The organism is Streptomyces sp. JHA26 (assembly GCF_002005565.1).
GTDB lineage: Bacteria > Actinomycetota > Actinomycetes > Streptomycetales > Streptomycetaceae > Streptomyces.
Genome location: NZ_BDJC01000002.1, coordinates 113,898 through 127,527 on the forward strand (window position 1 = coordinate 113,898; position 13,630 = coordinate 127,527).

The window sequence follows — 13,630 nt, forward strand, 5'->3', positions numbered from 1 at the left end:
CCAGCTTAGAGCCGGGTCCAGCTCCAGGTCGTCGTGGCCTCCAGCGGCTCCAGCGGCGTGACCAGGCGCGGGTGGGTGTTCAGGCCGTCGGGCGGCCCGGTCTGCGGCTCGACGCAGACGGCGGCCTCCTGCTCGTCGTAGACCACGGCCCACTGCTCCGGGCTGGTCACCTTCAGCTCCAGCCGGCCCGGCCAGGTCAGGGTCACGTCGACACCGTCCGGCATGCCGAAGCAGTCGTCCCAGGGGCCCGGCTTCGGGTCGATGCGGTGGCCGGTGGGCAGGTGGTCGTCGCCGCGCTCCTCCTGCCAGGCGGGGTCGAAGGCGATCGCCACGTCCGCCCCGTCGAGGGTGCGGTTGAACCACGGGTGCCAGCCGATCTGCGCCGGGAAGGACGACTCGTACGTCTCCACGGACATCGTCAGCGTCAGGGCGTCCCCGGCGAGCGCGATCACCTGCGTGACGCGACCCGAGTAGGGCCAGGGGTCGACGAGGTCGTACGTGATGACGGCCTCGTTCCCGGTGACGCGGGCGGTGCGCCAGGCACCGTCGCGGGCGGTGCCGTGGATGGCGTGCGGCGGGGAGTTCAGCGGCATCCGGTGGACGGCGGCACCGTCCCGGAAGCGGCCCTCGCGGATCCGGCCGCACCAGGGGACCATCGGGAAGCAGCCGTAGCGGTCGCCCTGGCGCAGCAGCTCGGTGCCGCCGACACGGAGCCCGCCGATCCGGCCGCCGTTGCCCGGCAGCACGGTCGCCTCCGCGTCACCCGCGGTCAGCGTGATGGGTTCGTTACTCACGCCACGACCCTACTGGGGTGATCAAGGGTGCCCCACCGGGCCGGGGCCACGGGGCGGACGGCGGGGGCGCCGGCGGTCCGGGGCCCGGCGCCGCGGCCCGGGGCGCGCCCGCGGGTCAGTGGCGCTTGTTGCGCAGCGCCCTGCCGACCACGATCGCCGAGGCCACGGCCAGGGCCGCCGCCGGGGCGGCCCAGCGCAGGGGGCTGCCGGACGCGTTCGCCTGGGGTGCCGGAACGGGGGCGTAGCGGCCGCGCGGCGGGGCGTGGTCCACCTCCTCGGCGCTGCGGCCGATCATCGTGCGGCGCGCGTGCGCGGCCTCGGCGGGGGGTTCGGCGGCTTCGGGGGCGGTGGGGAACCGCGGGGCGGCCGGGGCCTCCTCGGCCTCGTCGCCGTCGTGCACCTCGGGTCCGGCCACGCCCACGCCCGCGTCGGCGTCGGTGTCGACGTCCACGTCCACGTCCGCGTCCGCGTCCGGGTCGAGGGAGGACGGGGGGACCTCGGTGTCGAAGACCGACGTGTGCCCCGGCTCCGTCTGCGCGGCCGCCGCACCCAGGTTCTCCGCGAACCGGGTCACCAGGCGGGTGGCGGCCGACGTCACCGACTCCTTCGGCAGCTCCGTGACACGCCCGTCCGCGGTGGCCGTCCCGGTGCACGCGAGGGTGGAACCGCCGTCGGCGTCCCGCACCCGCAGGACGAGCGCGAGCGTGACCGCGCCGGTGCCGCGCGACTCCGTGGCGTCGCCCTCGACGACGTACGCCCCGTCGTCGCGCGCGGTCAGGCGCAGGGAGCCCCGGTAGGTGATGGAGCTGCCGCCGATGCGGACCTTCAGCCGTCCCGCGACGGGATCGGCGCCGGCGTCCTGCTGGAGCCCCGGAACCGCCCGGGCGACCCGGACGGGGTCGGCCAGCACGTCCCTGAGCCGCTCGGCCGGAACCGGAACGAACACCTCATGCTCCATGTCTGCGCAGCCTACCCAGCGGGCGCCCGGCGCACCCCCCGTCGGCGCGAACTCGTCCGCCCCGCGGCACTCGGGCCGTCGGCCGTCGGGGGACGTGCCGGGCCCGCGCACCCGGTGGGTTCAGTACCGCGGATGCACCAGCGTGGACGGCGGCAGTCCGGGTACGCGCGTGCCGGCCGCCGACCGGGCGGCCGCGGTGAGGGACCGCCGGGTGAGGGTGCGCGGGCGGGAGGCCGCCGGGTCGAGGCGCAGGCCGGGGGACGTGCGGGCGGCGAGGACGAAGCCCCAGTCCCGGGGTGCGCGGGAGGTGCCGGCGGTGGAGCCGGTGCCGCGGCCGTCGACGCGGTAGGCCACGGTCCGCAGCCCCGCCGCGCGCAGCGTCGCGTCGACGGTCCAGAACGCCCGGGGCCGCGAGGAGACCGGCCCGGCGTGCACGGCCAGCCGCCCGCCGGGTGCCAGCACGCGCCGCAGCAGGCCGTAGAACTCCTGCGAGTACAGCTTGGTGCCGGCCGTGACGCCGGGGTCGGGCAGGTCCGAGATCACCACGTCGTACGTCGCGGTGGGCGTCGAGCGCAGCCGGTGGAAGGCGTCCGCGGCCCCGACGTGGACGCGCGGGTCGCCGTAGGCGTGCTCGTTCAGCGCGGACAGGGCGGGATCGTGCCGGGCCAGCCGGGTGAGGCCCGGGTCGGGTTCCAGGACGTCGACGCGGCGCACGCCCGGGTGGCGCAGCACCTCCCGCGCGGCGAGGCCGTCGCCGCCGCCGAGGATCAGCACCCGCGCGTGCGGTCCGGCCATGGCCGGGCGCACCAGGGCCTCGTGGTACCGGCGCTCGTCGCCGCCGACCCGCAGCCGGCCGTCCAGGAAGAGGTGGAGCGGCCGGCCGTCGGTGCCCCCGGTGAGGACCACCTCCTGCGCGTCGGTCCGGACGGCCACGCGGACGTCCTGGCCGTAGACCGCGCGCCGGGCCGCGCCTTCGAAGTCGTCGGCGAGGACGGTCGCCGAGGCGAGGACGGCCAGCACGACGGCGTTGGCGGTCAGCAGCAGCCGGCGGGCCCGGCGGCTCAGGTCCCGCCGGAACAGGCCGAGGACCAGGGCGGCGCCGACGGCCGCGTTGACCGTGCCGGTGAGCAGCGCGCCGGTCAGCTGGCCGAGGAAGGGCAGCAGGACGAAGGGGAAGGCGAGGCCGCCGACGAGGGCGCCGACGTAGTCCGCGGCGAACAGGTCGGCGACGGCGCCGCCCACGTCCTGGCGGCGGATGCGCTGGATCAGCTCCATCAGCAGCGGCACCTCGGCGCCGATCAGCAGGCCGATGGCGAGCGAGAAGGCGACCAGGAGGAAGCGCGGTCCGTCGGACCACAGGCCGCCCCAGCCGCCGGTCCAGGCGAAGACGGCGTACAGCACCATGGCGCTGGAGCCGCCGACGAGGGCGAGGACGGCCTCGACGGCGCCGAACCCGGCCGCCGCGAACCGGCGCAGCCGCTTGGCGGCGAGCGAGCCGACGCCCATGGCGAAGACCATGACGGACAGGACGACGGACGCCTGGGTGACCGAGTCGCCGATCAGGTACGAGGCGAGGGCGACCAGTTCGAGTTCGTACACGAGTCCGCAGGCCGCGCAGACGAAGACGCCCGCGAGGACCAGGAACCGCCCGGTGCCGGGCCGGACGGGCAGCCGGAGGGTCTCACCGGATCCCGCCGCTCCGGCCCCCGCCGGATCGCTCGGGCCACCCGGCCCCCGAGGGCCGCTGCGACGGTCCGGTCCGTCCGGGCGGCCGCCGCGCCCGTCCGCGCCGTTCCAGGACGGCGGAGGGCCGGGCGGAGCGGGAGCGTGCGGTTCGATCACGCAGTGACGTTACGTCACTCTCCCACTGCGCTTCGTCACCCACACGTGTGAAACTTCCGTTCCACGGGTCCCGCGGGTTTACCCGGCTCACGCCCCGGACGAGCTGAGCTGCGGCGCCGGCACCCGGACGCCGACCCGGGTCCGGGTCGCCACCAGCTGGCCGTCCTGCGGATAGGCGTGCCAGGTGCGCCAGTGCACCTGCCCCTCGTGCCGGTGCGCGAGCAGCGCGGTGAAGGCGTGCGGGCTGCCGGGGAAGACGCCGGCCAGCCCGTGCGGGTGGTCGGCGACCAGGGCCAGCAGTTCCTGGGCGCGGCCCGCGAAGGAACCCGGCGTGAGCAGCTCCACGCGGGCGGCGAACTCGTACTCCCAGTCGCCCACCCGCTTGGCCACACCGAGCGGAAGCGGGGTGCTGCTGCCCGGGATGCACGCGACCGTCTCCGAGCAGCTGCCGCCGTCCGCCTCCTCCAGCAGCACTTGGTGGGAGGCACCGAGGAGCCGCAACTGCAGCCTGGAGCCCGCCAGTTCGAGATCGAGGCTGGCCAGCGCGGGCAGCGGTTCGCGCCCCAGCGCCCAGGCCAGGTCGGCGGCGCGGGTGTCGGTGTAGGCGGTGTTCAGGGTCGTGAGCATGGATCGGCTCCGCAAGCGCACAAGGGAAAAGGGCGTGGGGCCCGCGCACCCCGGCACTGTCGGGGAGGTGGCCCGGTCAGCCCGGTCGGCCGGTCAGGAGGGGGGTCAACAGGTCGTCCGAGGGGCTGCGTCGACGAAGGAGAGCGAATCATGAACTGTGGCGGTACCACAGCGTTTTTACCCAACTTCGTGGCGTTTCCATCCCTCGGGGGGCTCCACAGCTCAACTGTTCAACCAGGGCGTGCGCCCGGCCCGCTCGGTGCGCGCCGGTGTGCGAGAGCGCCCACCGGGTGTGATTCCCGATGGGCGCTCTCGATGGGGACGCGGGACCCGGACCCAGGCGCGGGTCCCCTCGAAGCGGATGCGGTTCCCCCTGGCCGGAGCTCAGCTGCCCCGTGTCAGCTGCCTCCACCGCATCCGCCGCCCCCTCCCCCGCAGGACGACCCGCCTCCGCAGGACGAGCCGCCGCCGCAGGACGAACCGCTCCCGCAGGAGTGGCCTCCGTGGTGCCCGCCCGAGGACGAGCTGCTGTCTCCGGCCCACCAGCTGTTGTTGCTGCTGTAGCCACCGCCGGACGACCGCGAACCCCGGCCGCGCGCGCGGCCGGCGGTGGAGCCGCCCCGCACGCGGGAGACGATCCCGGCGAGGGCCAGAGCGACGACGACGACCAGGATGATGCCGACGAGCATGGCGTCACCCTCCTTCCATTCCCCCGGGCCCGTGGCCCGGAAGTTCCCCCGAAGCAACCCCCCGTGGGCGCCTCGCTTCCGATGGAGCTCGTTGCGTGAACGGGAGATGCCCTCGCCCGACGCGCCCCAAAGCAGAGTTGAGGAACTCCAGAGCTTCGGCGCAGGATGGCCGCCATGACCTCCAGCGCACGCCCCTTCCTCAACCGCCGGCTCGCCGAGTTCGGGACCACGGTCTTCGCCGAGATGTCCGCCCTGGCGGTGAAGACCGGGGCGATCAACCTGGGCCAGGGGTTCCCCGACACCGACGGCCCCGAGGAGATCCGGGAGGCGGCCGTACGGGCCCTGCGCGACGGGCGCGGCAACCAGTACCCGCCGGGTCCGGGCGTTCCCGAGCTGCGCACCGCCGTCGCCGCCCACCAGCAGCGGCACTACGGCCTGTCCTACGACCCGGACACCGAGGTCCTGGTCACCGCCGGCGCCACCGAGGCCATCGCCGCTTCCCTGCTGGCCCTGCTGGAACCCGGCGACGAGGTGATCGCGCTGGAGCCGTACTACGACTCGTACGCGGCCTGCATCGCCATGGCGGGCGGCACGCGGGTGCCGGTGACCCTGCACCCGCACGAGGGCGCGTTCCGCCTCGACCTGGACGAGCTGCGCGACGCGGTCACCGACCGCACCCGCCTGCTGCTGCTCAACACCCCGCACAACCCGACGGGCACCGTCCTGACCCGCGCCGAACTCGCGGCGGTCGCCGAACTGGCCCTCGAGCGGGACCTGTTGGTGGTGACGGACGAGGTCTACGAGCACCTGGTCTTCGACACGGCCGAGCACGTCCCCCTCGCGTCCTTCCCGGGGATGCGCGAGCGCACGGTGACGATCAGCTCGGCCGGCAAGACGTACTCGTTCACCGGCTGGAAGGTCGGCTGGATCACCGCGCCGCCCGCCCTGGTCACCGCGGTCCGCTCGGCCAAGCAGTACCTGACCTACGTGGCGTCGGGCCCCTTCCAGTACGCCGTCGCCGAGGCCCTCGCACTGCCCGACTCCTACCTCTCCGGCTTCCGCGCGGACATGGAGACCAGACGGAACCTCCTCGTGTCCGGCCTCGCGGAGGCGGGCTTCGACGTCTACCGCCCCGCCGGGACGTACTTCGTCACCACCGACATCCGCCCCCTCGGCGAGAGCGACGGCTTCGCCTTCTGCCGGGACCTGCCGGAACGCGCGGGCGTCGTCGCCATCCCCAACGCGGTCTTCTACGACCACCGGGAGGCGGGCGCCCCCTTCGTCCGGTTCGCGTTCTGCAAGCGGACGTCGGTCCTGGAGGAGGCCGTGCGGCGGCTGAAGACGCTGGGGGGCTGAACGGCGAGAGCCCGGCCCCGGCACACGACCCCGGACGGCGGTCGGTGCCCTGGCCGGGCTCCCCGGTGCGTGGGGGCGGACTACTCGCCGCCCTCGTCCTCGGGCTTCTCCGCCCCGTCGACCTCCTGCTCCAGGCCGAGCTGCTCCACCAGCCAGCGGTCGAACTCGATGGCGGCGCGCACCCAGCTGACCGTCGAGGAGACGAAGTGCTCCAGGCTGACGCCCATGCCGATCAGCATCTGCGCCTCGCCGATCAGGCGGACGGTGCCGTCGTCGTGGGTGTGGGAGTACACCTTGGGCCACAGGGTGCGCCGGTTCCAGTCGTCGAGCGACTCCAGCAGCTGCGGCTTGGCGTCGATCTCGTGGGGGCGGTCGTAGAACGTCCGCACCGAGAAGATCTGCTGGTCGCCCTCGCCGCGGAACATGAAGTACGTACGGAACTGCTCCCACGGCGCCGCGAGGTCGCCCTCGTCGTCGACGACGTACTTGAGCTCCATCTGCTCGAGGAGCTGCTTCACGAGGTCCTGATCCGGGACGACGGGGCCCGCCGGCCCTTGGGGCTGCGGCTCGGGCTGGCCCCCGAAGTTCGGAATCGAGGACGGGTCGATGCTCACCGTGTTTTTCCCTTCGTACGGATCACACCATCCTCCCCCATGCAGGGAGGGGCGTGGCAAGCCCGCCGTGGCCCTGTCAGCCCTGGGCTGACACGATCCGGCCGGTCGGGTGGACCCCGGCGGACGGCCGCGGGCGTCCGTACGGGCGGCCCGCCACCCCGCAGGGGGATGACGGGCCGCGTCCGGACCGTCGGGGCTACGGCGTCCTGTCGCTCGCCGGGCCCACGATCAGGTCGTCGCCGAAGCGGTCCACGCGGACCGTGTCGCCGTCCTTGATCTCGCCGGCGAGGATCTCCCGGGCGAGCCGGTCGCCGATCGCGGTCTGCACGAGGCGGCGCAGCGGGCGGGCGCCGTAGGCCGGGTCCATGCCCTCGTCGGCCAGCCACGCCAGGGCGTCGTCGGTGACCTCCAGGGTGAGGCGGCGCTCGGCGAGGCGCCGGGCGAGCGCGTCGATCTGGAGCCGTGCGATCCGGCTCAGCTCGTCCTTGCTCAGGGCGGAGAAGACCACGAGGTCGTCGAGCCGGTTGAGGAACTCCGGCTTGAACGACGCCCGGACCACCTCCAGGACCTGTTCCTTCTTCTCCGTCTCGCTGGTCAGCGGGTCGACCAGGTACTGGCTGCCCAGGTTGGAGGTCAGCACCAGGATGGTGTTGCGGAAGTCGACGGTGCGGCCCTGCCCGTCGGTGAGGCGCCCGTCGTCCAGCACCTGGAGCAGGATGTCGAAGACCTCGGGGTGCGCCTTCTCCACCTCGTCCAGCAGCACCACGGTGTACGGGCGCCGCCGCACGGCCTCGGTGAGCTGGCCGCCCTCCTCGTAGCCGACGTATCCGGGCGGGGCGCCGACCAGCCGGGCGACGCTGTGCTTCTCGCCGTACTCCGACATGTCGATGCGGACCATGGCCCGCTCGTCGTCGAAGAGGAAGTCGGCGAGCGCCTTGGCCAGTTCGGTCTTGCCGACACCGGTCGGGCCCAGGAAGAGGAACGACCCGGTGGGCCGGTCGGGGTCGGCGATCCCGGCCCGGCTGCGCCGCACGGCGTCGGACACGGCCCGCACGGCCTCGGTCTGCCCGATGAGCCGCTTGCCGAGCTCGTCCTCCATGCGCAGCAGCTTCTGCGTCTCGCCCTCCAGCAGGCGCCCGGCGGGGATGCCGGTCCAGGAGGCGACGACGTCGGCGATGTCGTCGGCGCCGACCTCCTCCTTGACCATGGTGTCCCTGGCCACCTCCTCCTCGGCCTCGGAGGCGGCCTCCAGGTCGCGCTCCAGGGCCGGGATCTCGCCGTAGAGCAGCTTGGAGGCGGTGTCGAAGTCGCCGTCGCGCTGGGCGCGCTCGGCCTGCCCGCGCAGTTCGTCGAGCTTCTCCTTCAGCTCGCCGACCCGGTTGAGGGACTGCTTCTCCTTCTCCCAGCGGGCGGTGAGGCCGCGCAGCTCCTCCTCCTTGTCGGCGAGGTCGCGGCGCAGCCGCTCCAGGCGCTCCAGCGAGGCGGCGTCGGTCTCCCGGCCGATCGCCAGCTCCTCCATCTTCAGCCGGTCGACGGCGCGCTGGAGCTCGTCGATCTCGACGGGCGAGGAGTCGATCTCCATGCGCAGCCGGGACGCGGCCTCGTCGACGAGGTCGATGGCCTTGTCGGGCAGGAAGCGGGAGGTGATGTACCGGTCGGACAGCGTCGCGGCGGCCACCAGCGCGCTGTCCGCGATCTGCACCTTGTGGTGGGCCTCGTAGCGGCCCTTGAGCCCGCGCAGGATCGCGATGGAGTCCTCGACGGTCGGCTCGGCGACCAGCACCTGCTGGAAGCGCCGCTCCAGGGCGGGGTCCTTCTCGATCCGCTCGCGGTACTCGTCGAGCGTGGTCGCGCCGACCATGCGCAGCTCGCCGCGCGCGAGCATCGGCTTGAGCATGTTCCCGGCGTCCATGGCGGAGTCGCCGCCGGCGCCGGCCCCCACGACGGTGTGCAGCTCGTCGATGAAGGTGATGATCTGGCCCTCGGAGTCCTTGATCTCCGCCAGGACGGTCTTCAGCCGCTCCTCGAACTCGCCGCGGTACTTGGCGCCGGCGACCATCGCGCCGAGGTCCAGCGCGACCAGCCGCTTGCCCTTGAGCGACTCGGGCACGTCGCCCTTGACGATCCGCTGGGCGAGCCCCTCGACGACGGCGGTCTTGCCGACACCCGGCTCGCCGATGAGGACGGGGTTGTTCTTGGTGCGGCGGGACAGCACCTGCACGACGCGCCTGATCTCGTGGTCCCGTCCGATGACCGGGTCCAGCCTGCCCTCGCGTGCGGCGGCGGTCAGGTCGGTGCCGAACTTCTCCAGCGCCTTGTACTGCCCCTCGGGGTCGGCGGTGGTCACCCGGCGCCCTCCCCTCGCCCTGCGGAAGGCCTCCTGCAGCTTCTTCGCACTGGCTCCCTGCCCCTCCAGTACCTCACCGGCCGCGCCGCCCTTCGCGGCGATGCCGAGGAGCAGGTGCTCGGTGGAGAGGTACTCGTCCCCGAGTTCCTTGGCGCGGGCCTGGGCGTCGGCGACCACGGCGAGCATCTCACGGTTGGGCTGCGGCGGCGCGACCGTGGACCCGGTGACGCTGGGCAGCCCGGCGAGGATGCGCTCGGCGCCGGACCGCACGACCGCGAGGTCGGCCTCGACGGCGGCGAGCAGGTCGGTGATGTTCTCGTTGTCCTGTCCCTGGAGCAGAGCCAGGAGCAGGTGGGCGGGGGTGAGATCGGGGTGTCCCTCGGTCACGGCCCGGTTGCTGGCCGCGTTGATCGCGTCCCGGCTCCGGTTGGTCAGCTCGGCGTCCACGTTCTGGCTTCCCTCCTGCGTCAACCGTCGGCGGTTCGGCCGCGTCTTCCATGACTGACTCGGCCAACGTGCACAAAGTTGAGTCTATTCCACTCAAGGGGGAAACGGCGGCGGGCCGTGCCGCGAGGGACTTCCGGCCGGACGGGAAACACATCGATGCCCGGACATGTCCGGGCATGACGACAGCGGCGTCACCGTGTTCAGGTCACGGTGACGCCGCTGCCGGGGGGAAGCACCTGAGCGATCTGTTACGACGGGGGAATCGCGTCAGGCACTGCGGGGGGTGGCCGAGATGGTCCTCACTTCGGGGAGCTCCGGCTGAGCGAGCCGGTGGTCCCTCTGGTCCAGGTTCACAAAGATCATTCCGTACCGGACGGCACACCGCACGGGCCGCGGCGCCCCCCGAGGCCGCCGCAGGCATCGGTACGCCCGTACGTCGCCGTCCTCGTCCAGCGTGACGACGACCGGCTCGCCGAAGACCGTCACCATCAGGGAGTCACCGGGATGCGGGATCGCGGTGACCAGATCGATGAAGTGCCAGCCGGAGCGGTAGGCGGTGGCCATCTCGCGACGGAAGGAACGGTCGTCGGGTGGAGTGGTCATCGTGATCAATTCCAAGACGTGTCGTCGGTGTGGTCCCCACCCACGACAACCGTGATCGACCCGGTGTTCGCCCGAACGTCACTGGACTTGCCGGCCAGGCCGCTCGCGGCCCCAAGCACCACAACGGCGGAAAGAGCAGCGGCAAGTACCGAGCGAAGCATTCTCTTACTCATAGTCGGCTTCGTCCTCACTCGATGGTCTCCTCTTCCCCCGTCGGGTAAGACGATGGCTCATTCGGGCACGTCATGGCCACACAATCGGTGCATCATGTTCCTGCATGTTCAGGACCCTGGGGGGTGGAAAAATGGGGACAAACGGGAAACAAGCGGCGCATCCCCATGCCATAACCGAACTTTGTGACGAAGGCAGCCGCCTCTACGTCAGCGCGCTGCGGGCCGGCCGCATCGCACGCGCGGACGTCGGGGAAGCCCCTTGCCTGATGGAGTTCGCCCTGCTCCACCCGGATCCCGACGACGCCACCTGGCTGCGCCCCGTCCCTCCGACGGTCGCCCTGGCACAGCGTCTCCACCCCCTCGAGCGGGAGATCACGGAACGCAGGCGCCTCTCGGTCGAACTCGCCGACGCCTTCGAGCCCTTCATGGCCGCGAGCGCCCAGAGCGCCGCGACCACCCACGCCATCACCGTGCTGGAGGGCAAGGATCGCATCAACGCGGCCCTGAACCTGGCCACTTCCGAATGTCACACCGAAGTCCTCACCGTGCAGCCCGGTGGCCGCCGGCTGGAGAGCAACCTCCTGAAGGGCCTCGAACGGGACAGGCCGCTCATCGAACGCGGAGTACGGCTGCGGACGCTGTACCAGCACACCGCGCGGCACAGCCCCGAGACCCTGGCCTACGTGGAGCGGATCGCCAACGGCAAGGTCGAGGTCCGGACCATCGACGAACTGGTCGAGCGGCTCATCATCTGCGACGAGACGGTGGCCTTCATCCCGACGCGGGAGGACCGCCAGGTCGCCCTGGAGCTCCGCCATCCCGGACTGGTCCGGTACCTGATCAAGGTCTTCGAGTTCATGTGGGCCCGCGCCGTCCCGCTCAAGGTCGGGACACCGTACGAGACGGCCCCCGACGGCATCACCGACATCCAGCACTCCATCGCCAAACTCCTGGTCGAGGGCCACGTCGACGAGGCCATCGCCCGGCGCCTGGGGATGAACGTGCGCACCTGCCGCGCGCACATCGCCAAACTCGCGACCGTCCTGGGCAGCGGCAGCCGCGCCCAACTGGGCTACCTGATCGCGCAGTCGGGGATCCTCGAACAGGCCCAGGGCGGCCAGGGAGGGAGCCACCCGTGACCGGGGGAACGCACCGGCACGCACGGGAGGAGCTGTGCGAAGCGGGCCTCGGCCTCTACGCCCGCGCCCTGCGGGAGGGGCACCTGCCCGGCGAGGAGGCGGCCGAGGCGCCCTGCCTGGTCGACAACGGCCTCCTGCACCCGTCGGTCGACGACCTGACCCGGCTGGAGCCCGTCGCACCGGCCGTCGCCCTGCAGCGCCTGCTCCGTTCCTCGGAGGAGCGCATCGTCGGCGAACGCCGCCGCGGGCAGCGGCTCGCCGACGCCTTCGAACCCCTCATGCGACTCGAGGGGCCCACCGCCACGGGCGGGGACACCCCGTCCCTCAGGATCCTCAGCGGCAAGGAACGGACGAGCCGGGCCATCACCGAGGCCATGGCCGCGGGCCGGGAGCAGCTCCTCGCCATCCAACCGCACGACGGCCTCGTCGCCCCGCCCTTCCACCACCACGAAGCCGCCATGCGACGGGACCAGGCGTTCCTCGACAACGGCGGCCGGGTGCGCGCGCTGTACCAGCACACCGTCCGCCACGCCCCCCTGGTCATCGGGCGCTACGAGCGCCTGACGGGCGACGTGGAGGCGCGGACCCTCGACGAGGTCACCGACCGCCTCGTCATCGTGGACCGCACCGTCGCCTTCATCCCCGCCAGCGCCGACCGTTCACTCGCTCTGGAAGTCCGCCACCCCGCCCTGATCGCCTACTTCATCAACACGTTCGACCGCTTCTGGCACCTGGCCGTCCCCATGTACCCCCAGGCGGTCCGGCAGCCCACCCTCAACGGCATCACCCCCCGCCAGCGCGCCATCGCCGCCCTCCTCGTCGAAGGGCACACGGACGCCTCGATCGCCGACCGCCTCGGCATGAACGTCCGTACCGCACGCGTCCACATCGCCAAGCTCGCCGCCACCCTCGGCAGCGAGAGCCGCGCCCAGCTCGGTTACCTCATCGGACGTTCGGGGATTCTCGACCAGGAACGCTGACGGAGGGCGAGCCGTCCAGGCCGGCCTGGGCGATGCGCACCCCCAGCTGGGTCCGGCTCGTCGCGCCCAGGGTCTCCGACAGGCGGGCGATGTGCGCCCGGCACGTCCGCACGCTGATCCCCAGCCGCTCCGCGACCACCGCGTCCTGGTGCCCCTCCGCCAGCAGCGCCGCGATGGACCGCTCGCGGTGCGAGACGCCCTCGAAGCCGGTGTCCGGGAGCGGCGCCGTCAGCGGGACCGCCAGGCGCCACAGGCGCTCGAAGACCGTCACCAGGTAGGCGATCAGCGCGGGGTGGCGCAGCTCCAGGGCCATCGTGCAGTCGGCGTTGGCGGGGATGAACGCCACCGTGCGGTCGAAGAGGATGAGGCGGTCGACGACCTCGTCGAGGGTGCGGGCCTCCACCGCGTCGCCCATCAGCTCCAGGTAGGTGAGCAGCCCCTGCCCGTGCCGGGCGACGTGCGTGTACAGGTCCCGCATCCGCACCCCGCGCCCGCGCAGCGCCAGCGCCCGGTGCAGCCCCTCCGACAGCTCGTGCTCGCGCCGGATGCCGCCGGGCTGGACGGTGAGCACCTCCGTCGTGCACGCCTGGGTCGCCTCGTCCATCGCGCCCTGGATGCGGGCCAGTCCGTCCAGCACCCGGATCGCCGTGCCCTCCGCGGCCGCCGGCGTCCGGACGTGCCGGCCCAGGCCCGCGTACCGCTCGAAGGCCTCCACCGCCGCGCCCACCCGCCGCTGACTGGCCCTGACCTCCTCGTGCACCCCGCGCAGCAACCGCGTCATGACCTCCTGCGGGGAGGTCGGCACGAGCCAGTCCATGTCGTCGGGGTCGGGGTGCAGCAGGGCCAGCTCCAGCAGGCAGGGCACCGGCTCCGCGTCCCGGCGCGGCACCCGGCCGAGCCGCACGGCCCGGGAGTACACGCGGTCCCCGGCCGCGCACAGCCGGTCGGCACCGTGTGGATGCTCCTGAGCCCCGTGCCCGGTCATCGCCCATCCCACCCCCGGTTCCGGCCCTTTCCGCAGCGCAACTATGCGCGGACGGGACCGGGTCCGCAACACGGCT

At 72.9% G+C, this 13,630-nt stretch carries 12 protein-coding genes; 3 read left to right on the forward strand and 9 right to left on the reverse strand.

Annotated features, from left to right (window positions below):
• Positions 1-5 precede the first annotated feature (5 nt).
• The 5 genes from JHAT_RS01860 to JHAT_RS01880 all read right to left on the reverse strand — a co-directional run bounded on the left by JHAT_RS01860 (position 6) and on the right by JHAT_RS01880 (position 4,910).
• Positions 6-794 carry an aldose epimerase gene (locus tag JHAT_RS01860; protein ID WP_077796231.1) on the reverse strand — a complete coding sequence of 263 codons (789 nt, stop codon included), beginning with the start codon at positions 792-794 and terminating at the stop codon, positions 6-8.
• A 115-nt stretch (positions 795-909) separates the two neighbouring features.
• Positions 910-1,752 (reverse strand): SRPBCC domain-containing protein, encoded by an 843-nt coding sequence (locus tag JHAT_RS01865; protein WP_077796232.1) that lies wholly within the window; start codon positions 1,750-1,752, stop codon positions 910-912.
• Between the two features lie 120 nt (positions 1,753-1,872).
• Complete coding sequence (locus JHAT_RS01870) at positions 1,873-3,594, reverse strand: polyamine aminopropyltransferase (RefSeq protein ID WP_077796233.1); 1,722 nt, start codon at positions 3,592-3,594, stop codon at positions 1,873-1,875.
• A gap of 87 nt (positions 3,595-3,681) precedes the next feature.
• Positions 3,682-4,221: a DUF2617 family protein gene (locus JHAT_RS01875; protein ID WP_171990699.1), complete on the reverse strand. Its 540-nt coding sequence runs from the start codon at positions 4,219-4,221 to the stop codon at positions 3,682-3,684.
• Positions 4,222-4,619: 398 nt separating this feature from the next.
• A complete protein-coding gene (locus JHAT_RS01880; RefSeq protein WP_077796235.1) occupies positions 4,620-4,910 on the reverse strand; it encodes a hypothetical protein in 291 nt (96 codons plus the stop codon).
• A 165-nt stretch (positions 4,911-5,075) separates the two neighbouring features.
• Between JHAT_RS01880 and JHAT_RS01885 the strand changes: the two genes are divergently transcribed.
• Positions 5,076-6,266, forward strand: a complete 1,191-nt coding sequence (locus JHAT_RS01885; protein WP_077796236.1) for a pyridoxal phosphate-dependent aminotransferase — start codon at positions 5,076-5,078, stop codon at positions 6,264-6,266.
• 80 nt (positions 6,267-6,346) lie between these two features.
• Here the strand turns inward: JHAT_RS01885 and JHAT_RS01890 are convergent, their stop codons facing one another.
• The 3 genes from JHAT_RS01890 to JHAT_RS01900 all read right to left on the reverse strand — a co-directional run bounded on the left by JHAT_RS01890 (position 6,347) and on the right by JHAT_RS01900 (position 10,277).
• Positions 6,347-6,880: a YbjN domain-containing protein gene (locus JHAT_RS01890; RefSeq protein ID WP_077796237.1), complete on the reverse strand. Its 534-nt coding sequence runs from the start codon at positions 6,878-6,880 to the stop codon at positions 6,347-6,349.
• 196 nt (positions 6,881-7,076) lie between these two features.
• Positions 7,077-9,674, reverse strand: a complete 2,598-nt coding sequence (clpB, locus tag JHAT_RS01895; protein ID WP_077796238.1) for an ATP-dependent chaperone ClpB — start codon at positions 9,672-9,674, stop codon at positions 7,077-7,079.
• Positions 9,675-9,941: 267 nt separating this feature from the next.
• The gene (locus JHAT_RS01900) at positions 9,942-10,277 is read right to left on the reverse strand and encodes a hypothetical protein (protein ID WP_077796239.1); all 336 of its coding nucleotides are present in this window, start codon (positions 10,275-10,277) and stop codon (positions 9,942-9,944) included.
• Positions 10,278-10,581: 304 nt separating this feature from the next.
• On the opposite strand from JHAT_RS01900, the gene JHAT_RS01905 reads away from it, so the two are divergent.
• Together JHAT_RS01905 and JHAT_RS01910 are read left to right on the forward strand one after the other, a co-directional pair.
• A complete protein-coding gene (locus tag JHAT_RS01905) occupies positions 10,582-11,589 on the forward strand; it encodes a helix-turn-helix transcriptional regulator (RefSeq protein ID WP_077796240.1) in 1,008 nt (335 codons plus the stop codon).
• A complete protein-coding gene (locus JHAT_RS01910; RefSeq protein ID WP_077796241.1) occupies positions 11,586-12,569 on the forward strand; it encodes a helix-turn-helix transcriptional regulator in 984 nt (327 codons plus the stop codon). Before JHAT_RS01905 ends, JHAT_RS01910 begins: the two co-directional genes overlap by 4 nt.
• On the opposite strand, the gene JHAT_RS01915 is transcribed toward JHAT_RS01910, so the two are convergent.
• Entirely contained in the window at positions 12,532-13,554 is a 1,023-nt protein-coding gene (locus tag JHAT_RS01915; protein WP_077796242.1) for a helix-turn-helix transcriptional regulator, read from the reverse strand. The two genes, JHAT_RS01910 and JHAT_RS01915, sit on opposite strands and share 38 nt — an antisense overlap.
• Positions 13,555-13,630: the final 76 nt, after the last annotated feature.